Raw genomic sequence first — 20,799 nt, forward strand, 5'->3', positions numbered from 1 at the left:
GTCGCGCGCATCCGCCCGCCGGCCCCGCGCGCATCCCCCCGCGGCCCCCGCCGCGGCCCCCGCCGCGCGCATCCGCCCCGCCGAGAAACGCCGATCGCCGCGAGAAACACCGCATTGCGCGGTTTCTCGCGCCGGAAGTGGTTTCTCGCCGGGTTCGTTGGGTGCGAGGGCCGGTCAGGTCGCGTTCCAGAGCGACCGGTAATACTCCTGACGCTCGGGATCGGGCGCGACGCCATAGGCGTCGAGGAGCGTCGCCTCCCAACCGGGACCGTAGTTCCACTCCGTGCTCATCGCGGCGACAGCGATGTCGGCCCAGCGGTCGGCGACGCCGAGGGCACCGAGATCCACGTGTCCGGTGATCCGGCCCTCGAGGTCGAGGATCGTATTGGGGCTGCACGCATCGCCGTGGCACACGACTACTCGATCGATCCGGGGCGCCTTCCGCAGAGCAGCGGGCAGACGGATGCCGCGCCGCGCCGCGTTCGCCACGCGGGCATCCACACTCCAGTCGAACGGGCAGGAGTCGACCGGAAGAGCGTCGTGGAAAGCCCGCAAGCCACGGCCGATGGCCCGGACGGCGACCTCGCAGCGACCGGAGTCGATCGTCCACCGGGGCGCCACCGCGCTCTCGCCGGCAAGCGCGACCGTGACGAGCCACTCGTGATCCTCGTCGCTGCCGACCTCCAGAACCCTCGGCACCGGCACGGATCCGCCCGCCCACGCGAGCCGTTCGGCTTCCTCGGCCATCGAGGACTCCTCGTTGCGCGGGCCGTACTTGAGGTACCTGCCGTCATCCGTCCGGAACGTCACGCCGCCGATCCCATTGCGCCACACCGGTGTGAGCGCGACGTCGCCGGCGAGATCGCGCACGCGCGGCGGCACCGGCTCGCCGGCATCCGGAATCGACACGCGACCATCCTCCGCCTCCGGCGTGCGAGAAACACCGTTCGGCGCGAGAAACGCCGCGATGCGTGGTGTCTCGCGGCGGAACTGGTTTCTCGGCGAACCGCGGGCGGGGCGGGCGGGCGGGGCGGGGCGACGGATGCGGCCGGGCCGGCCGGGTGCGGGGGTGCGGCAGGCGCGATGGATGCGGTGGCCCGGACGCGGGGGCTAGCCTGGGGATGACCGCGCGCGGCGGTGAGACGGCGTCTCACGTAGGCTGGAACTCGATGTCGCCGGTGGTGTTTGCCGCCGGCATCCGTTCGAAGGAGAACCGATGGAGCTCACGCACGCCTCCGCCCTCGTCACCGGGGGTGCGAGCGGACTCGGGCTCGCCACGGCGAAGCGTCTCGCCGCGGCGGGTGCGGCCGTCACGATCGTCGATCTGCCCTCGTCGCCCGGCGCCGATGTCGCGGCGGGCCTCGGCGGCACGTTCGCCGCGGCCGACGTGACCGACGCCGACCAGGTCGCCGCGGCCGTCCGCACCGCAACCGAAGCCGCCCCGCTCCGGGTCGTGGTCAACTGCGCGGGCATCGCGCCGCCGGCCAAGGTGCTCGACCGCGACGGCTCACCGACGCCCCTCGACGCGTTCGAGCGGATCATCCGCATCAACCTCATCGGCACCTACAACGTGATCGCGCAGGCGTCGGCGGTCATCGCGAAGACCGAGCCGACCGCATCCGGAGACCGCGGCGTCATCGTAGGCACGGCCAGCGTCGCCGCCTTCGACGGCCAGATCGGCCAGCCCGCCTATGCCGCCAGCAAGGGCGGCGTGCACGCCATGACCCTGCCGATCGCCCGCGAGCTCGCCCGCTACGGCATCCGCGTGTGCACGATCGCACCGGGCATCATGGAGACCCCGATGCTCGCCGGGCTCCCCCAGGCCGCGCAGGACTCCCTCGGCCAGCAGGTGCCCTACCCGCAGCGGCTCGGCCGCCCCGACGAGTACGCCGCGATGGTGATGTCCATCGTCGACAACGGATACCTCAACGGCGAGACCATCCGCCTCGACGGCGCGATCCGCATGGCGCCGCGCTGAGCCGCCGGCCGCGTCGGCATCCGCACGTATACAAGGAGAACGATGAGCGAATCGATCCTCATGTCGGTCGAGCAGGGCGTCGCCCGGCTGACCTTCAACCGTCCGACGCGGCTGAACGCCATGGACTTCGAGATGGGCACCCGCTGGCGCGATCTCGCCCACCAGGTCACCGAGGATCCAGCGGTCGAGGCGATCATCCTGGATGCGACCGGCCCCGCCTTCTGCGCCGGCGGTGACGTGATCATGATGGCGACCTCCGGCGCGACGGGGGAGCAGGTCACCGAGACCGCCCACGTGATCCACGACGGCATCCGCACCCTCGCTCACAGCGACAAGCCCATCGTCGCCGCCGTGCAGGGCGCGGTCGCCGGCGGCGGACTCGGCCTCATGCTCACCGCCGACTACGTCGTCGCCAGCGAGAAGGCGACCTTCGTCAGCAAGTACGCCAACATCGGCCTGACTCCCGACCTCGGCGTCTCGACGCTGCTTCCGGCGGCGATCGGTCAGCGCCGCGCCCTCCAGCTGCTGTTGCAGGATCGCACGGTCGATGCGGCCACCGCGCTGGACTGGGGGCTCGTGGCCGAGGTCGTCGCCCCCGAGGCGCTCGCCGATCGCGTCGCCGAGGTCGGCCGGTTCTGGATGTCGGGGGCGACCGCCGCGTTCGGTCAGGCCAAGCGGCTCGTCCGCGTGGGCGCCCACCGCGATCTCGCCGCCAACCTCGACGACGAAGCCCGCACGATCGGCGCGTCCTTCGCCACCGACGACTCCCGGGAACGGGTGGCCGCGTTCGCCGCATCCGCCCGCTCGGCCACCCGCCCCGCCACCGAAGGGACCGCACGATGACCGACGCACCGCTTGCCGGCAAGACCATCCTGATGTCGGGCGGCAGCCGCGGCATCGGCCTCGCGATCGCCGTGCGTGCCGCTCGCGACGGCGCGAACGTCGCGCTGCTGGCCAAGACCGACACCCCGCATCCCAAGCTCGAGGGCACCGTGCACACCGCGGCCGAGCAGATCGAGGCCGCCGGCGGGCGGGCGCTGCCGCTGGTCGGCGACGTGCGGAACGACGACGACATCACCGAGGCCGTGCTGAAGACGCAGGGGGAGTTCGGCGGCATCGACATCGTCGTCAACAACGCCAGCGTCATCGACCTGTCCGGGTCGCTCGACCTGTCGGCCAAGAAGTACGACCTGATGCAGGACGTCAACGTGCGCGGCACCTTCATGCTCTCGCGCGCGGCGCTGCCGATGCTGAAGGATGCCGCCAACCCCCACATCCTGTCGCTGTCGCCGCCGCTGAACACCACGCCCCGCTGGCTCGGCGCCCACACCGGGTACTCGATGGCGAAGTTCGGCATGACGATGGCGACGCTCGGCATGGCGGCGGAATTCGCCGACGACGGCGTCGCGGCCAACACGCTGTGGCCGGCGACGACGATCGCGACCGCCGCGGTGCAGTTCGCCCTCGGCGGCGAGCGCATGATGAAGGTCAGTCGCACGCCGGAGATCTACGCCGACGCCGCCTACGAGGTGCTGTGCCAGCCCTCGCGGGCGTATACGGGGCAGACGCTCATCGTCGAAGACGTGCTGCGCGCGGCCGGCGTGACCGATCTCTCCGGCTACGCCGCGACGCCCGGCACCCCCGACGACGAGCTCTTCCCCGACATCTTCCTCTGACCCGCGCCCAGCGCATCCGCTCTCGACCGTGCCGACAAACGCCGAACCTCGCGAGAAACGCGGCGATGCGTGGTTTCTCGGCGCGTTCGGTGTTTCTCGGTTCGGGGTGTGCGGCGTCGACGGAGTCAGACGAGAGGCTTGCGGAGGAAGACCTGGGCGATGCCGTCGCCCTCGTCGACGCGCTGCCTCTCGCGATAGCCCTCGCGTTCGTACAGGCGCAGATTCGCCTCGCTGAGCGAGCCGGTGAACAGCTCCGCCTCGCTGGCGCCGGCTGCCCGGCCACGGCGCTCGACCGCCGTCAGCAGCGCTGTTCCGATCCCGTTCCCCTGCTGGTCGGGAGCGATGGAGATCCGCCCGATGAGCAGCAGGCCGCCATCCACACGGGCGCGCACGGCACCCACGATCCGCGACCCGTCGACCGCGACGCAGCCCAGGTTCTCGGTCAGCTCGTGTTCGAGCTCCTCGAGGCTCTGCGTCAGCGGAGGCATATCCGGGTCGCCGTAGATCAGGGCCTCCTGCACGAAGGCGGCGCGCTGCAGGGTCAGGACTTCTCCGGCGTCGGCGGGCCGGATCTCTCGCACGTCGGTCACGGTCTCGACGCTACGGCCCCGGCGGACGGTAGGTCGTGGGGTTGCGCTCGCGGGTCGGAAGCTGCCGATAAACGCCGAACCGCGCGAGAAACGCCGCGACGCGTGGTTTCTCGCGGCGAACGGCGTTTCTCGGTGTGATGCGGGGCGGTGCGGGCGGCGCGGCACGGGCGGGGCGTCGCGGGCGAGCGGCGGCGCGGGGCGGTGCGGGCGGCGCGGCGTGGGCGGTGCGGGCGGGGCGGATGCGCGCGGCGCGCGGGCCCGCGTCAGATGAGGCCGTGGCGACGGAAGGCGTTCGCCACACCGTCGGCGGACACGCTCGTCGTCACATCGTCGGCGAGGGCCTTCAGCGCGTCGGGCGCGTTCCCCATCGCGATGCCGGTGCCGCACACCTGGAACATCTCGACGTCGTTCCAACTGTCGCCGACGCCGATCGCGTCGCCGCGGCTGAGGCCGAGGTGCTCGAGCACCGCCTCGATGGCGGAGCCCTTGGTGACGCCGAGCATCCCGATCTCCCCGTTGGTGCCACCCGGCAGCGGCATGCTTCCGGCCACCACGTGGAAGCGGTCGCCGAGCGCCGCGGTCGCCCGGTCGACGGTGTCGGGATCGTCGCTCACGAAGACCGCCTTCGCGATGGTGCCGAGATCGACCTCGGCGAGGTCGCCGAATCGCGGCGGTCGCTGGGGTGACGTCTGCGGCTCGTCGCCCGAGTGCGCGCTCTGCCACCGCGAGACGAAGGCGGCGATCATCTCACGCACGCGCGCCGAGGCGTACACGCCGTCGTTCGTCTGCAGGAAGTACGGAACGCCGGCCTCGGTGAACCACGTCTGCAGACGATCGACTGCATCCCGTGGCATGGGGCGAGCGACCACGACGTCGTCGCCGCTGGTGGCATAGGAGCCGCCGTTCGTGATCGCGCCGTCGAAGCCGATCGCGGCGACGTCGGGATGGATGTCGCCGGCCGACCGCCCCGTGCACAGATACACGAGATGTCCCGCCGCGCGGGCGGCGCGTACGGCGTCGACGGTCGAGGCGGCGACGGTGCGGCCGTGGTCGAGGATCGTGCCGTCGACATCGAGGAAGGCGATTCGCCCCGTGCTCATCGTTCTCCCGCCCGGCCCCGCGGCGAGGCCCCCTCGACCCTACCCGGGCCGGGCGAGGCGCTCGCCGTGAACAACACAGGAGATCCGTCGCCCCGCGGCCGGAGACGGGCCGAAATCGGCGGCTGCCGCCCAGATTCTCCTGTCGAATTCACCGCGCGCGGGTGAGAGGTGGACAGACAGCGTGCAGGTGCGTCCCCTACCCTCGGAACATGCCCGAACAGCCGCCCGTGCGATCCACGACGCCGCCCGAGGCCGCAGCCGTGCGGCAGGTGCGCCCGAAGACCGAGGGGTGGTCGCAGAAGAAGGACGCCGAGGGGCGTCCGCTGCTGCAGTTCGCCAGCCCCAAGCGCGGCAAGCCGCCGGTGCACCTGGCCGACCTCACCGCCGAGCAGCGCGTGGAGAAGGTGAAGGAGCTCGGACTGCCCGGGTTCCGCGCCGCGCAGCTCGAGAAGCACTACTTCACGCACTACACCGCCGACCCTGACCGGATGACCGACCTGCCGGCGGCGAACCGCGAGGAATTCGTCACCGGGATGCTGCCGCCGCTCCTGAGCGAGGTGCGGCGCCTGACCACCGACCGCGGCGACACGATCAAGTTCCTGTGGAAGCTGCACGACGGCGCCCTCGTCGAGTCGGTGCTGATGCGCTACCCGGGCCGCATCACGCTGTGCGTGTCGAGCCAGGCCGGATGCGGCATGAACTGCCCGTTCTGCGCCACCGGCCAGGCCGGGCTCACACGCAACATGTCCGCCGCCGAGATCGTCGATCAGGTCGTTCGCGCCAACGCCCTCATCCGCGCCGGTGAGCTCGGCGAGCCGGAGCATCCCGACGAGCGGGTCACCAACATCGTCTTCATGGGGATGGGCGAGCCGCTGGCGAACTACGCCCGCCTCATGCAGGCGGTGCGGGTGATGACCGATCAGAAGCACGGGCTCGGCATGAGCGCGCGCGGCATCACGGTCTCGACCGTGGGCCTGGTGCCGGCGATCACGAAGCTCGCGAAGGAGGAGATCCCGGTCACCTTCGCCCTCTCGCTCCACGCGCCCGACGACCAGCTGCGCGACGAGCTCATCCCGGTGAACTCCCGCTGGAAGGTCGACGAGGCTCTGGATGCCGCCCGGGCCTACTTCGACGCCACGGGGCGCCGCGTCTCGATCGAGTACGCGCTCATCAAGGACATGAACGACCATGCCTGGCGCGCCGATCTGCTCGCCGAGAAGCTCAATGCGCGAGGCCGCGGATGGGTGCACGTGAACCCGATCCCGCTGAACCCCACGCCCGGCTCGGTCTGGACGTCGTCGGAGAAGCCGGTGCAGGCGGAATTCGTGCGGCGCCTGAACGCCGCCGGCATCCCCACCACCCTGCGCGACACCCGCGGCAAGGAGATCGACGGGGCCTGCGGTCAGCTGGTCGCCACGGAAGAAGACCAAGCGGCCGCCGCCGTCGGCTGACACACTGGCCTCATGTGGGCCTGGGTCGCATTCGTCCTGATCACGCTGATCTTCACGGTCGCGGCCGCCTGGGTGAGCCGCCGTCTGCTCGACGGGCAGGTCGGGTGGATCCGAGCATCCCTCACCGCGCTGATCGTCTTCCTCGCGTGCCTACCGCTGGCGACGTGGGCGATGCGCGAGACCGACGTGCTCGACCTCGACGACGACGTGACGGTGAGCGGCCCGATCGCGCTGGCCTTCCTCGCGCTCGTCGCGGGCTGGATCTTCGCGATCGTCGTCGTGGTCATCGTGACGCTCGAGTTCCTGTGGCCGTCGCACCGGGTGCGCAATCCGGTGTCGGCGATCAGGGATGCCTTCCGCCGGCGAGATCGCGCCCGCCGCTACGCGCAGATCCTCGCGATCGCCTCGCGCCACGGGCTCGGCGCGTTCCAGAACCGGCACGGCGGAGATGACGAGCTCGCCTCGGCGCTAATCGCCGCGCTGAACGAGGCGGGTGTCACCTTCGTCAAGCTCGGGCAGGTGCTGTCCTCGCGGGAAGACGTGCTGCCTCGTGACCTGGTGGATGCGCTGTCCACCCTGCAGATGGATTCCACGCCCATCCCGTGGGCCGAGGCGGAGGCGGCGATCACGGCCGAGCTCGGCCGGCCGATCGACGAGGTCTTCGCCTCGATCGACCCGCAGCCGCTGGCGGCGGCGTCGGTCGCCCAGGTTCACACCGCGCGACTGCGCGGCGACGGCGAAGAACCCGGCGACGAGGTCGTCGTGAAGATCCAGCGCCCGCGCGCCCGAGCGCAGGTGACGACGGATCTCGACATCCTCGAGCGGCTGGCGCGCACCGCCGAGGCGCGCACCGACTGGGCCCGCGACTACGGGGCGGTCGCTCTCGCGGCGGAGTTCTCCCGCGCGCTGAGCGACGAGCTCGACTACCGGGTCGAGGCGGCCAATACCGAGATGCTGCGCGGCGCGATCGCGCGATCGTCGTCCATGACCCTCGCCGTGCCGATCCTGTACGAGCCGTGGTGCACGAGCCGCATGATCGTGCAGCAGCGCATAACCGGCACGCCGTTCAGCCGCATCGCGACCGGCTCCCTCGATCCCGACGAGGCGCGCCGGCTCGCCGACGGCGTGCTCGAGTCGGTGTTCGAGCAGATCGCGGTGCGCGGGGTCTTCCACGCCGACCTGCATCCGGGGAACCTCATCCTGCAGGACGACGGCACCGTCGCGCTCATCGATTTCGGTGCCGTCGGCGTGAGCGAGCGGAGCCTGCGCCGCATGCTCATCCCGCTGCTGCTGGCCCTGTCGGCGGATGACGACGTCGCCGCCACGAACGTCATCCTGCTCATGTGCGCGCCCGAGACCGGGGCCGTCGACCACGTGGCGCTGCAGCACGACATCGGCGTCATCCTCACCCGTATGCAGAACGCCCAGGTCGACGAGAACATCTTCCGTGCGCTCGTGGACGTGCTGCGCCGCCATCGCCTGTCCATCCCGCCGTCGCTGCTGCTCGTGCTGCGCACGCTGTCGTCGCTGGAGGGGACGCTCCGGCGCCTCGTGCCGGACTACGACATGGTCGGGCACGCGCTGGAGCGCGCACCGCACTTCGCGCGGGCGACGTTCGATCCGAAGAACGCCGCCCTCGGCGCGCAGGCGCACCTCATGCTCGCGGGCGAGGAGCTCCGGCGCCTGCCGCGGCGGCTCGAGAACGTCACCCGCTCGCTCGAGGACGGCACCTTCTCCGTGCGGCTGCGCTCCCTCGAGGGGTCCGGCGAGCGCGGGTGGCTCGAGGAGCAGCTGAACCGCTTCCTCGTGACCGTCGTCGGGGTGGCGCTGCTGGCCGTCGGCATCAGTCTGACCGTGTCCGGCGACGGTCCGATGCTCACCGGCAACGTCGGCGCCTTCCCCTTCCTCGGCAGTCTCGTGGGGCTCGGCGGGCTCCTTCTGCTCGTGCGCAGTCTGCGCCGCGCGCTGCGCCGACGCGACGGCGGATGACGCCGGTGGCGAACCCCGCCGGAGTGTCCTCGGGCGCCGGTAGCGTGGTGCCCATGGTCAACTATCGCTACCTGGGCAACAGCGGCCTCAAGGTCTCCGAGATCACCTACGGCAACTGGGTCACCCACGGTTCACAGGTCGAGAACGACGCCGCCGTGAAGACGGTCCACGCCGCTCTCGATGCGGGCATCACCACCTTCGACACCGCCGACGTCTACGCCGACGGCGCCGCCGAGAGCGTTCTCGGCGAGGCCATCAAGGGTCAGCGGCGCGCATCCCTCGAGATCTTCACCAAGGTCTACTTCCCGACCGGTCCGAAGGGGCCGAACGACACCGGCCTGAGCCGCAAGCACATCTTCGAGTCGATCGACGCCTCGCTGCAGCGCCTCGGCACCGACTACGTCGACCTCTATCAGGCGCACCGCTTCGATGACGAGACGCCCATCGAGGAGACCTTCCAGGCCTTCGCCGACGTCGTCCGTCAGGGCAAGGCGCTGTACATCGGCGTCTCCGAGTGGACGGCGGAGCAGCTGCGCGAGGGCCACGCGCTGGCGAAGGAGCTCGGCGTTCAGCTCATCTCGAACCAGCCGCAGTACTCGGCTCTGTGGCGCGTGATCGAGGGCAAGGTCGTGCCGACCTCGCGCGCGCTCGGCATCTCGCAGATCGTGTGGTCGCCGATGGCGCAGGGCGTGCTGACCGGCAAGTACCTGCCCGGCCAACCGGTGCCGGCGGGTTCGCGCGCGACCGACGAGAAGAGCGGCGCGAACTTCATCAAGCGCTTCCTGAACGACGACACGCTCACCGCGGTGCAGAAGCTGAAGCCCATCGCCGACGACCTCGGGCTCAGCATGGGGCAGCTCTCGATCGCGTGGGTGCTGCAGAACGACAACGTCGCCGCGGCCCTCGTCGGCGCGTCGCGTCCCGAGCAGATCGCCGACAACGTCAAGGCCTCCGGCGTCACCCTCGACGAGGGCGTGATGTCGGCCATCGACGAGGCGCTGAACGGTGTCGTCGAGGACGACGCCGAGATCACGTACGAGACCTCGCCCAAGAAGCGCCTGGTCTGAGCCGGACCGATCGAGGGCGGTGCGGGAGATGACGGTGCACAGTGCCGGACTCCTCCTGTACCGCCTTCGTCGTTCCGCCGACGGAACGGATGCCGGTGCATCCGCCGTCGAGGTGCTGATCGCCCACATGGGCGGTCCGTTCTGGTCGGCGAAGGAGGCCGCCGCGTGGAGCATCCCGAAGGGCGAGTTCGACCCGGACGCCGAGAGTGCGTGGGATGCGGCGGCGAGGGAGTTCCGAGAGGAGCTCGGCGTCGATCCGCCCGATGCTCCCGCCGCCGAACTCGGCACGTTCCCGTACTCGTCGGGAAAGCGCGTGACCGTGTTCGTCGCCGACGGAGACGGGTTCGCCGCCCCGAGCGACGGCTTCGGGGAGTTCGAGATGGAGTGGCCGCCGCGTTCGGGGCGCACGCAGCGTTTCCCCGAGGTCGACCGGGTCGAGTGGGTCGGTGCGGATGTGGCGCGGGAGCGGCTCGTGAAGGGTCAGCGCCCCGCCCTCGACGCGCTCCTCGACCGGCTGGCGGACGCCGGCGCCTGAGAGCGCGTTTGTCGCGGATGCGGAGCGGTCAGCGACCGTTCTTCGGGGCGGTCGAGACGTCGATGCGATCGTGGGACCCGAGCGAGGACCACGCGCTCGCCGTGCCCTTCGCGGCGTGCTCGGACGCGCGCACCGCCCGCTCGTCCGCCCACGCGTTCAGCACGTGCCCCGAGTGGCCGCGCACGTGCTCGAGCACGACGTCGGGGAGTCCGGCCGCGCGCCGCGCATCGCGGGCGCGGATGAGCTGCTCGAGCAGGTCGACGTTCTTCGTGGGGGCACCCGTCGAGGTCTTCCAGCCGCGGCGGCGGTGGCCGTCCATCCACTTCTGATAGGTGTCGATCGCATACCGCGAGTCGGCCTGCACGACGAGGTGAGCGACGTCGGCGTGGTCTTCGATGGCCTTGAGCAGTCCGGTGAGCTCGCCGATGTTGTTGGTGCCGGCGGGGATCGCTCCCGCCGCCCAGTGCCCGTCTTCGCCGACCCACGCCCATCCCGCGGGGCCGGGGTTGCCCTTGCAGGCCCCGTCGGTGGCGACGACATAGGGAGAGGGTTCAGTCACTCTCCCCACGCTACCTCGGGGCCGCGACCGCGCCGCACCGTCGTCCGTTCGCGGTGATCCCTGGCGCGTCATCGGTATACACAAGGCCGTTCTCTCGTCGACTTCGGCCCTCGATGGCGCTTCAGTGCATACACTGAGGGGATGCAGGGGAGTGACGACGGAGTGCGGGTGCGCGCGAGCGACCGTGCCTACGGCGCGCTGCTCGACGACATCCAATCCGGCGCGCTCGCGCCCGGCGCCGTCCTCGGCGAGACCGAGCAGGCGGCGAGGCTGGGCGTATCCCGCACCCCGATGCGCGAGGCGCTGGCGCGACTGGCCGCCGACGGGCTGGTGACCCAGCAGTCGCCCCGGGTCACGGTGGTCGCCGGCGTCGACGCCGACGACATCCGCGCCCTGTTCGAGGTGCGACGGGCGCTGGAGGAGCAGGCGGCGCGGCTGGCCGCCGAACGCGGTGAACCACGGGTCTTCGCCGACCTGGCAGGCGCCTTCGCCGACATCGACGCGCACGCCGACCCCGACGCCTACACGCGCCTCATCGGCGACTTCGACCGGGCCCTCGACGCCGCCGTCGCGAACGATCACCTCACCTCTGCGCTGCGAACGGTGCGCACCCACCTCGTGCGCGTGCGACGGCTGGCCCGCGATCGCCCGGACCGGGTACGCGCGTCGGTGACCGAGCACCGACTGATCGCCTCGGCGATCGCGCAGCGCGACGCCGACCTGGCCGCTCACGCGACGCACGTGCACCTCCACAACGCGCTCGAGGGCATCCTCGGCTCCCTTCCCGCCACCGTTTCTGAAAGGCTCGTCCCATGAGCGTCTTGCACCACACCCGTGTCCACCGCAGCGACGAGAACCTGGCGCGCGACGGACAGCTCGCGTGGCACATCGCACAGGTCGCCGCCGACCCCGTCGAGGTCGACGACGAGACGCGCGACATGATCATCAACCGCATCATCGACAACGCCGCCGTCGCGGCGGCCTCGCTCAGCCGTCGCCCGGTCTCGGCCGCGCGCCAGCAGGCGCTCGATCACGCGGTCTCCATCAGCGGCGCGGGCGCGACGATCTTCGGATGCGCGCTCGAGCGCCGCTCGAGCCCAGAATGGGCGGCGTGGGCGAACGGGGTCGCCGTGCGCGAGCTGGACTACCACGACACCTTCCTGGCCGCGGACTACTCGCATCCCGGTGACAACATCCCGCCGATCCTCGCCGTCGCCCAGCACGTCGGCGCCGATGGGGCGGCGCTCGTGCGGGGCCTCGCGACGGGATACGAGATCCAGATCGACCTCGTGAAGGCGATCTGCCTGCACAAGCACAAGATCGATCACGTCGCACACCTCGGCCCGTCGGCTGCTGCGGGAATCGGAACGCTGCTCGGCCTCGATGTCGACACGATCCACCAGGCCGTCGGACAGGCGCTGCACACCACCACCGCCACGCGTCAGTCGCGCAAGGGCGAGATCTCGACGTGGAAGGCGCACGCGCCCGCGTTCGCCGGCAAGATGGCGATCGAGGCCGTCGACCGTGCGATGCGCGGCGAGACATCCCCCTCCCCGATCTACGAGGGGGAGGACGGGGTCATCGCCTGGATGCTCGACGGCCCTGATGCCTCGTACGACGTGCCGCTGCCGGGCGAGGGCGAGCCCAAGCGCGCCATCCTGGAGTCGTACACCAAGGAGCACTCGGCCGAGTACCAGGCGCAGGCGTGGATCGATCTGGCGCGCAAGCTGCACGGCGAGCGCCCGGAGCTCGCGGACCCCGCGAACGTCGAGGCGATCGTGCTGCACACCTCGCACCACACGCATTACGTGATCGGCTCGGGGGCGAACGATCCGCAGAAGTACGATCCGACGGCCTCGCGCGAGACGCTGGACCACTCGATTCCGTACATCTTCGCCGTCGCCCTGCAGGACGGCGGCTGGCACCACGTCGACTCCTACACGCCGGAGCGTGCGGGCCGGGAAGACACCGTGGCGCTGTGGCACAAGGTCACGACCGCCGAAGACGAGGAGTGGACACGGCGCTACCATTCGATCGACCCGGCCGAGAAGGCCTTCGGCGGGCGCGTGGTCATCACGCTCGCCGACGGCTCGACGGTCGAGGACGAGATCGCCGTCGCCGACGCCCACCCCCTCGGCGCGCGGCCGTTCGCCCGCGAGGACTACATCGCCAAGTTCCGTACGCTCGCCGAGCCGGTGCTCGAGGAGGCGGAGATCGAGCGCTTCCTCGAGCTGGTGCAGCGCCTTCCGGAGCTGACCGCCGACGAGGTGCGGCAGCTGTCGATCGTCGCCAAGCTCGGGGTGCTCGCCACCGCACCCGCCCCGAAGGGCCTCTTCTGATGCTGTACGCGCAGACGCCGCCGCACGAGAAGCGCCGCCTGTTCCGGGAACGCCTCGCCTCGGGTGAGCTCCTCCGGTTCCCCGGGGCCTTCAACCCGCTGAGCGCGCGCCTGATCGAGCGCAAGGGCTTCGAGGGCGTGTACATCTCCGGCGCCGTGCTCTCCGCCGACCTCGGCCTCCCCGACATCGGCCTCACGACCCTCACCGAGGTGGCCGCGCGCGGCGCGCAGATCGCCCGCATGACCGAGCTGCCGGCGATCATCGACGCCGACACCGGATTCGGCGAGCCGATGAACGTCGCCCGCACGATCCAGACCCTCGAAGACGCGGGCCTTTCCGGAACGCACATCGAGGATCAGGTCAATCCGAAGCGCTGCGGACACCTCGACGGCAAGAGCGTCGTCGATGACGACACGGCGATCAAGCGCATCCGCGCGGCCGTCGACGCGCGGCGCGATCCCAATTTTCTCATCATGGCGCGCACCGACATCCGCGCCGTCGAGGGGCTGGATGCCGCCACCGACCGCGCTCGCGCGCTCGTCGAGGCCGGCGCCGACGCGATCTTTCCCGAGGCGATGCGCACGCTGGAGGAGTTCGCGGCGATGCGGGAGGCCGTGGACGTGCCGATCCTGGCGAACATGACCGAGTTCGGAAAGTCCGACCTCTTCTCGGTCGACCAGCTCGCCTCCGTCGGGGTGAACATGGTCATCTGGCCGGTGTCATTGCTGCGGATGGCGATGGGTGCGGCATCCGATGCTCTCGATACGCTGGTCGACGAGGGGCATCTGACCTCGCAGCTGGGTCGCATGCAGCACCGCGCCGATCTCTACGACCTGATCGACTACGAGGGGTACAACCGCTTCGACCAGGACATCTTCACCTACCGCCCATCCCCCTGATCAGCCACACCATGTCCCACTTCCCGCTGCCATAGGCCTTCATGCCGACAGAAAGTGGGACACGCAGCCCGCAGGGACGACACGAAGGAGTGACCGTGACAGACATCCGCAAGGGACTCGTGGGCGTGGTCGCCGACGAGACCGCCATCTCGAAGGTGAACCCCGAGACCAACAGCCTCCTCTATCGCGGCTACCCGGTGCAGGAGCTCGCCGCCACGCAGCCGTTCGAGGCGGTCGCGTTCCTGCTGTGGAACGGGGAGCTCCCCACGGCCGACCAGCTCGCCGAGCTCCGCTCCACCGAACGCGCGCACCGGGAGCTCGCCGACGACGTCCGAGCGGCGATCGACCTCGTGCCGCTCGACGCGCACCCGATGGACGAGGTGCGCACCGCCGTGAGCGTGATCGGCGCGCAGGATCTCGCCGGTCTCGGCTCGGTGATGGATGCCTCCGGCAGCGCCGAGGAGAACCTCGTCCGCAGCATCCGGCTGTTCGCCGTGCTGCCGGCCATCGTCGCCTACGGTCAGCGTCGTCGTCGGGGCGAAGGCCTCATCGCCCCGCGTGACGACCTCGATTACGCGGCGAACTTCCTCTGGATGACCTTCGGCGAGGTGCCGGATGACGTCGTCGTCGACGCGTTCAACCGGTCGATGATCCTCTACGCCGAGCATTCGTTCAACGCGTCCACCTTCACCGCGCGGGTGATCGCGTCGACCCTGAGCGACCTGTACTCCGCCGTGACCGGCGCGGTCGGCGCCCTCAAGGGCCCGCTGCACGGCGGCGCGAACGAGGCGGTGCTGCACGTGTTCGACGAGATCGGCGACGCCGGAAACGTCTCGCCGTGGCTGGATGACGCCCTCGCCGGCAAGCGCAAGATCATGGGCTTCGGCCACCGCGTCTACAAGCGGGGCGACTCCCGCGTGCCGACCATGAAGGCCGCTCTCGACTCCCTCGTGTCGCACTACGACCGCCCGGAGGTCGCCGCGCTCTACGACGCCCTCGAGGCGGAGTTCATCGAGCGCAAGGGCATCTACCCGAACCTCGACTACCCGTCTGGGCCCGCTTACAACCTCATGGGCTTCGACACCCCCACCTTCACGCCGCTGTTCGTCGCCGCGCGCGTCGTGGGCTGGACGGCGCACATCATGGAGCAGCAGGCCTCGAATGCGCTCATCCGTCCCCTGTCCGACTACAGCGGGCCGGATGAACGACACGTGGCCGGGTACGTGCCCGACACCGCCGCCGTCGACGTCGCCGAGCGCCCCGAGGAGGCCGCGGGCTGATCTGTCCCGCGGCGACGCGGCGTGAGAGGATCGCGACATGCGATCCGCCGTCATCGTCGACGCCGTCCGCACACCGTCGGGCCGGGGAAAGCCCGGCGGGGCGCTGAGCGGGGTCCACCCCGCCGACCTCGCCGGTATCGTGCTCACCGCGCTTCTCGAACGCAACGGACTCGAGTCCGCGCAGGTCGATGACGTCATCCTGGGATGCGTCAGCCAGCTCGGCGATCAGGCGATGAACATCGCGCGCCAGGCCGTGCTGTCCGCCGGATTCGACGAGAGGGTTCCGGCCACGACGATCGATCGTCAGTGCGGGTCGAGCCAGCAGGCCGCGCACTTCGCCGCGCAGGGGGTGATCGCGGGCGCCTACGACGTCGTCATCGCGGGCGGTGTCGAATCGATGAGCCGGGTGCCGCTCGGATCGTCGACCGCCGGCGGCAGTGTGCCGGACGGCATCCGTCGCCGCTACCCCGAGGGGCTGGTGAACCAGGGGGTGTCGGCGGAGCTCATCGCGGACCGCTGGGAGATCATGCGTGACGAGCTCGACGCTTTCGCCGCGGAGTCCCACCGGCGCGCGGCCGAGGCCTGGCGGCGCGGGTGGTTCGATCGCCAGGTGACCCCCGTGCTCGCGGGCGGATCCGACGCGGTCGCGTTCGATGAGACGGTGCGCGAGGGCACGACGGTGCACGCGCTCGCCGGGCTGTCACCGGCGTTCCGCACCGACGAGCTCGCGGCGCGCTTTCCGCGGGTCGAGTGGCGCATCACCGCCGGCTCCTCCTCGCCGTTGACGGATGCCGCGTCGGCCGTGCTCATCATGGCGGAGGAGACGGCCGCGGCCCTCGGCCTTACGCCGCGCGCCCGCTTCCACTCGTTCGCGGTCGTCGGCGACGATCCGCTGCTCATGCTGACCGGACCGATCCCGGCGACCCGCCGCATCCTCGACCGCAGCGGCCTGGCTGTGGATGACATCGACGTGTTCGAGGTGAACGAAGCCTTCGCCTCGGTGCCGCTCGCGTGGCAGCGCGAGTTCGACGTCGATCCCGAGATCGTGAACCCGTGGGGCGGAGCGATCGCCCTCGGGCACGCCGTCGGCGCATCCGGGACCCGGCTGATGGCGACCCTGGTCGATGCGCTCGAGCAGTGCGGCGGGCGCTACGGCCTGCAGACCATGTGCGAGGGCGGCGGTCTCGCGAACGCCACGATCCTCGAACGCCTCTGACCCCGCAGCGGCGGAGGCGGCGGAGACAGCGGGGGAGACGGCGACGGCCCTCGACCCCTTGTGGGGATCGAGGGCCGTCGGAGGGATGCGGGTTACGCGGTCTGACGACGACGGATCGCGAAGGCGACACCGCCGGCGACGAGGAGGAACGCGCCGCCCAGGGCGATGCCCCACGGCAGCTCCGCGCCGGTGGCGGCCAGGGCGCCTTCCTCGACGACGTCGACACCGATCTCGATCGGGTCCTCACCGTCGGTGGTGATCACCAGGCGGTGCGCACCGAGCTCGAAGTCCGCCGGGATCTCGACCGAGAAGCGGATGCTGCCATCCGTGCTCGCCGCCGGGATGCCGGTGACCTCGATGGGGTCGCTGAACAGGGTGGCGGCGACCTGCTGGCCGGCCTCGAGGCCCGTCAGCGTGACGGTCAGGGTTCCGCCCTGCTCGACCCGGCCGTCGTTGCTGAGCGTCACCTCGGCCCAGTCCCCACCGGTCTGCTCGCCGGTGCCCGGGAGCTCCCCGCCCGGGTCGGTCGGCTCGGGAGCGGGGTTGCCGGTGCCGGGGTTCTCGCCCCCGGGGGTCTCGCCCCCGGGGTTCTCCGAACCGGCGACCATCGCGCGACCGAGCGGCGCCGGGTCGACGACGTCGAACGCCTCGAAGTAGGCGACGGTGGCCGTGAGGTCGACCTGCCCGGTGTCGGTGCGGTCGGTGCCCTCGGTGAACGTCGGGAACCCGTCTCCGCCGTTGGCGACGAAGGAGTTCGTGACGACGGTGAAGGTGTCATCGGCTGCGATCGGCTCGCCCTCGTAGAACATCTCGGTGATGTCGCCGGAGCGCGGGTCGGACTCGGTGTACTCGTAGGTGAATCCTTCGGAGACGCCGAGGTGCAGCTTCGGGCGGTCGCCCTCGGCCTTCCACTGGTCTTCGAGGATCTCCTCGATCTGCGCGCCCGTCAGGGTCATCGTCACGAGGGTGTTCGCGAAGGGCTGGACCTCGGCCGCTTCCTTGTAGGTGATGACGCCGTCAGGCGCGTAGGCGAGGTCGGCGCGCAGGCCGCCCGGGTTCATCAGGGCGATCTCGGCGGGGGTGCCGGCGTAGGACGGGTTGGACGTGGCCCAGAGGTACACGTCGGCGACCCAGTTGCCCATCGACGACTCCACGCCGCGGTCCGCTCCCGACGGTGTGCCGCCGCGAAGGATGTCGGCGCTGATCTCTCCGACGGGCACGGAGCCGACCTCGTCGGCCTCGGCGACCGCCGCGTCGACGATCGCCTGCACCTCGGCGTCGGGCTCGGCGAGTCCGGCGGTGAGGAACGTGGATGCCTGGATGGAGATCAGCTCCTCGGCCTGGGTGTCCCAGTCGATGTTCAGCAGGCCCATCGCCTTGCCGTACTCGAAGGCCTGGATGACCGGGCGGGTGTCGCCGTCGGTCCCCTCGACGGCGACGTCGCACGCGTAGGTCTGGTGCGTGTGCGCCGAGACGATCGCGTCGATGTCGGCCGAGGCGCCGGTGGCGAGCGAGCCGAAGCCTGCCTGGTCGGCCGCGAGGGCCTCGCAGTCGCTCGTGGCCGCACCGGAGTGGGTGAGCAGGATCAGCACGTCGGTCTCGTCGGCGATCTGCGCGGCGACGCGGTTGGCCGCCTCGAGCTCGTCACCGAACTCGATCCCCTCGATCCCGGCCGGGTCGACCATGGTGGCGGTGTCCGGCGTGACGGTTCCGATGAACCCGATGTCGACCCCGTCGACCGTCTTGATCGCGTACTCCGGAAGCACCGGCAGGCCGGTCTCGCTGTCGTAGACGTTCGCGCCCAGGTTGTAGGGCAGCCCCGCCGCGATCTCCTCCTCGGTGACGGTGTCGTCGGTGTTCCCGCCGAATCGGGGGATCACCCGGTCGCTGAGGTCGGCGAACCCGCGGTCGAACTCGTGGTTGCCGACAGCGCCGACATCCAGGCCCGCCTCGAGGAGCGCGTCGATCGTCGGGTTGTCCTGCTGCGAGAACGACGTGAAGGTCGATGCGCCGATGTTGTCACCGGCCGAGACGAACAGGGTGTTCGGGTTGCGGGCCTCGAAGTCCTCGACGATGCCCGCGAGAACGCCGGCGCCGGCTTCGCCCGACGTGCCCGCCTCGAGGCGCCCGTGGAAGTCGTTGATCGTCAGGACGTCGATCTCGGTGACGTTCGGGTTCCCCATCGCGTAGATGGTCGTGGTGCCGGACACCTCGTTGCCGACTGCCAGCAGCGGCTCGCCGATCGGCGACTGGGAGGCCGGAATGAACTCCAGACCCTCCGGACCGAGGTCGCCGGCGCTCGAGAGCGTCGCCCGGTGGTCGGCGTTCTCGGGATCGTAGTCGTCGATCGCATCCTCCACCGAGACGGAGAAGTCGCGGTTGTTGAGGTAGCTCATGTAGGTCGCGTTCGCCGGGTCGGTGATGTCGTAGGTCATCACGCCGCCGACCCGCTCGAGGCCGATGAAGGCGTACGTGCGGTCGCCCACGGTGCCGATCGCGAGGTTCTCCGGCTCCGGGCCCTTGTCCTCGCTGCGCCCCTCGAGGTTCGACTCGGTGTGGTTGGAGTTGAAGAACTCGGGGGCCGCTGCGGCGGTGACCTCCTCGAAGTCGCTGCCGGAGTCGAAAACGAGCTCGCCGTCGGTGGTCCAGATGGAGAAGGAGCGTCCGCCGAGCGTATAGAGCTCGTCGAAGCAGGTGCCCTCGTCGTTCAGGCCCATGTCGGTCAGGACGTTCAGGCGACCGAGGTCTTCGTCCTCGAGCATCCCGGCGAGTGGGATGGTCTCGCAGACGGCCGGTGCGTCGGTCTCGTCGACGTCGCCGAGGTCCTTCGCGCGCACGGCGTCGATGAACTCGCCCCACTCGCGGCTGTCGCCCTCGTTCGCGGTGACGAGGTAGGTCTGTCCGCCCACCTCGTACGCCTCGATGCCGTCGGGCATGTAGACGCCGTAGAGCCCCTCGTAGGAGGCCTGGTTGTAGGTCGGCGCGTCCTCGGGGTCGCGGTCGCTCGCGTCGAGCGTTTCCACCGAGTAGTCCTTGAAGCCGAGAGGCCAGATGTCGGTGACCGTCGCCGAGGCCAGGTCGACGACGGCGACAGCGTTGGCCTCCTGCAGAGCGGCGTAGGCGGTGCCGTCGGCGATCGCGACGTACTCGGGCTCGAGGTTGCGGCTGACGCGGTTCGCCTCGAGCGCCGTCTCGCCCTGATCGGGCGCGGCCACGTCGGGACCGAACACGCGCACGTCGGCGGGAAGGTTCTCCCCCTCGAAGGCGTCGAATCCCGCGGTGCGGACGGCGTCCTGTGCCGGCGCCGCCTTCTCGGCGGGCAGCGTGACGACGCCGATCGAACCCTCCGGGTCGACCGAGAAGTCGTCGGCGGGCTCGCCCTCGTTCGCGACGACCGCGTAGGTGCCGTCTTCCGAGATGGTGACCATGTCGGGGAGGGCGCCCACGGTGACCTCTCCGAGGATCGGCGAGGCGTCGCCGTCCGGCACGAAGTCCGCATCGAAGAACACCAGGCGTCCGGGCGCCGTCTTGTCCTCGTCCTCGAACGCGATCACCCCGAGGCCGTCCTCCCGCACGGCGAGCGAGTTGGCGACGCCCGCGCTGGAGATGTCGAACATCTTCGTCGGCACCGACGGGTTGGCGGCGTCGAGAGCCTCGACCGTGCCGGCCTGCGCGTTCACGACGAACAGGCGGTCGCCGTAGGAGTGGACGATCTCGGCGGCGGAAGCGTCGAAGATGCCGGTCTCGTACGTGCCGATCGGCGTCAGCTCGAGCGTGGCGCTCTCGCTGGTGTCGGTGACGGGAGGATCGATCACGGCGGCGCCGGCCGCGGTGATCGGGACGAAGGCGAGCGCACAGGTTGCTGCTGCCGTGGTGGCAACGGCGACCGCGCGTCTGAACGTGGCTGAGGGCATGACCGTCCTGACGGGTGTCGGGTGTGCAGGGATACCCGTCAGGTCTATTGGGCTGCGGTAGCCGCCGGGTGAACGATCGGCGAACGCGAGCGAGCCTGATCGGCGTTCCCGCGGCGGAGTGCAACTGCTCGATGATCATCGGAAGGCCTGGGAAATAGATGGATGTCCAGCTAAAATAGTCGAGATGCTCTGCGCGCGCCGTTGTT

Annotated in this window: 17 protein-coding genes; 12 read left to right on the top strand and 5 right to left on the bottom strand. The window is 70.6% G+C overall.

Features of this window, described 5'->3' with window-relative positions:
* Positions 1–174: 174 nt before the first annotated feature.
* Complete coding sequence (locus B3S45_RS05200) at positions 175–909, bottom strand: aminoglycoside 3'-phosphotransferase (RefSeq protein WP_286717758.1); 735 nt, start codon at positions 907–909, stop codon at positions 175–177.
* Positions 910–1,216: 307 nt separating this feature from the next.
* Between B3S45_RS05200 and B3S45_RS05205 the strand changes: the two genes are divergently transcribed.
* The 3 genes from B3S45_RS05205 to B3S45_RS05215 are packed head-to-tail and all read left to right on the top strand — an operon-like array spanning position 1,217 to position 3,654.
* Positions 1,217–1,978: an SDR family NAD(P)-dependent oxidoreductase gene (locus B3S45_RS05205; protein ID WP_286717759.1), complete on the top strand. Its 762-nt coding sequence runs from the start codon at positions 1,217–1,219 to the stop codon at positions 1,976–1,978.
* A gap of 42 nt (positions 1,979–2,020) precedes the next feature.
* Positions 2,021–2,821 carry an enoyl-CoA hydratase/isomerase family protein gene (locus B3S45_RS05210; protein ID WP_286717760.1) on the top strand — a complete coding sequence of 267 codons (801 nt, stop codon included), beginning with the start codon at positions 2,021–2,023 and terminating at the stop codon, positions 2,819–2,821.
* Positions 2,818–3,654: an SDR family oxidoreductase gene (locus B3S45_RS05215; protein WP_286717762.1), complete on the top strand. Its 837-nt coding sequence runs from the start codon at positions 2,818–2,820 to the stop codon at positions 3,652–3,654. The genes B3S45_RS05210 and B3S45_RS05215 overlap by 4 nt, the downstream gene beginning before the upstream one ends.
* Positions 3,655–3,779: 125 nt before the next feature.
* Here the strand turns inward: B3S45_RS05215 and B3S45_RS05220 are convergent, their stop codons facing one another.
* Positions 3,780–4,244, bottom strand: coding sequence for a GNAT family N-acetyltransferase (locus B3S45_RS05220; protein ID WP_286717764.1), 465 nt, complete (start codon positions 4,242–4,244; stop codon positions 3,780–3,782).
* Positions 4,245–4,507: 263 nt separating this feature from the next.
* On the bottom strand, positions 4,508–5,344 hold the full coding sequence (locus B3S45_RS05225; RefSeq protein WP_286717766.1) for a Cof-type HAD-IIB family hydrolase: 837 nt from the start codon (positions 5,342–5,344) through the stop codon (positions 4,508–4,510).
* Positions 5,345–5,553: 209 nt separating this feature from the next.
* Between B3S45_RS05225 and rlmN the strand changes: the two genes are divergently transcribed.
* Genes rlmN through B3S45_RS05245 form a run of 4 tightly spaced genes read left to right on the top strand, consistent with a single transcriptional unit; the run spans position 5,554 to position 10,386 of the window.
* Positions 5,554–6,795 carry a 23S rRNA (adenine(2503)-C(2))-methyltransferase RlmN gene (rlmN, locus tag B3S45_RS05230; RefSeq protein ID WP_286717767.1) on the top strand — a complete coding sequence of 414 codons (1,242 nt, stop codon included), beginning with the start codon at positions 5,554–5,556 and terminating at the stop codon, positions 6,793–6,795.
* 12 nt (positions 6,796–6,807) lie between these two features.
* Positions 6,808–8,784, top strand: a complete 1,977-nt coding sequence (locus B3S45_RS05235) for an ABC1 kinase family protein (RefSeq protein ID WP_286717769.1) — start codon at positions 6,808–6,810, stop codon at positions 8,782–8,784.
* Positions 8,785–8,837: 53 nt separating this feature from the next.
* On the top strand, positions 8,838–9,851 hold the full coding sequence (locus B3S45_RS05240; protein ID WP_286717771.1) for an aldo/keto reductase family protein: 1,014 nt from the start codon (positions 8,838–8,840) through the stop codon (positions 9,849–9,851).
* 28 nt (positions 9,852–9,879) lie between these two features.
* Positions 9,880–10,386, top strand: coding sequence for an NUDIX domain-containing protein (locus B3S45_RS05245; protein WP_286717773.1), 507 nt, complete (start codon positions 9,880–9,882; stop codon positions 10,384–10,386).
* A gap of 28 nt (positions 10,387–10,414) precedes the next feature.
* On the opposite strand, the gene B3S45_RS05250 is transcribed toward B3S45_RS05245, so the two are convergent.
* Positions 10,415–10,945, bottom strand: coding sequence for a ribonuclease H family protein (locus B3S45_RS05250; RefSeq protein ID WP_071045995.1), 531 nt, complete (start codon positions 10,943–10,945; stop codon positions 10,415–10,417).
* 168 nt (positions 10,946–11,113) lie between these two features.
* Between B3S45_RS05250 and B3S45_RS05255 the strand changes: the two genes are divergently transcribed.
* Genes B3S45_RS05255 through B3S45_RS05275 form a run of 5 tightly spaced genes read left to right on the top strand, consistent with a single transcriptional unit; the run spans position 11,114 to position 16,679 of the window.
* Positions 11,114–11,761 carry a GntR family transcriptional regulator gene (locus B3S45_RS05255; RefSeq protein WP_286717815.1) on the top strand — a complete coding sequence of 216 codons (648 nt, stop codon included), beginning with the start codon at positions 11,114–11,116 and terminating at the stop codon, positions 11,759–11,761.
* A complete protein-coding gene (locus tag B3S45_RS05260) occupies positions 11,758–13,284 on the top strand; it encodes an MmgE/PrpD family protein (RefSeq protein ID WP_286717776.1) in 1,527 nt (508 codons plus the stop codon). The genes B3S45_RS05255 and B3S45_RS05260 overlap by 4 nt, the downstream gene beginning before the upstream one ends.
* Entirely contained in the window at positions 13,284–14,183 is a 900-nt protein-coding gene (prpB, locus tag B3S45_RS05265; RefSeq protein WP_286717777.1) for a methylisocitrate lyase, read from the top strand. The genes B3S45_RS05260 and prpB overlap by 1 nt, the downstream gene beginning before the upstream one ends.
* 41 nt (positions 14,184–14,224) lie before the next feature.
* On the top strand, positions 14,225–15,463 hold the full coding sequence (locus B3S45_RS05270) for a bifunctional 2-methylcitrate synthase/citrate synthase (RefSeq protein ID WP_414683073.1): 1,239 nt from the start codon (positions 14,225–14,227) through the stop codon (positions 15,461–15,463).
* Between the two features lie 37 nt (positions 15,464–15,500).
* Positions 15,501–16,679 (top strand): thiolase family protein, encoded by a 1,179-nt coding sequence (locus B3S45_RS05275; RefSeq protein WP_286717781.1) that lies wholly within the window; start codon positions 15,501–15,503, stop codon positions 16,677–16,679.
* 92 nt (positions 16,680–16,771) lie between these two features.
* Here the strand turns inward: B3S45_RS05275 and B3S45_RS05280 are convergent, their stop codons facing one another.
* A complete protein-coding gene (locus tag B3S45_RS05280; RefSeq protein WP_286717783.1) occupies positions 16,772–20,593 on the bottom strand; it encodes a choice-of-anchor I family protein in 3,822 nt (1,273 codons plus the stop codon).
* Positions 20,594–20,799: the final 206 nt, after the last annotated feature.

The sequence above is a fragment of the Microbacterium sp. UBA1612 genome (genome assembly GCF_002321605.1).
GTDB classification, from domain to species: Bacteria; Actinomycetota; Actinomycetes; order Actinomycetales; family Microbacteriaceae; genus Microbacterium; species Microbacterium luteum.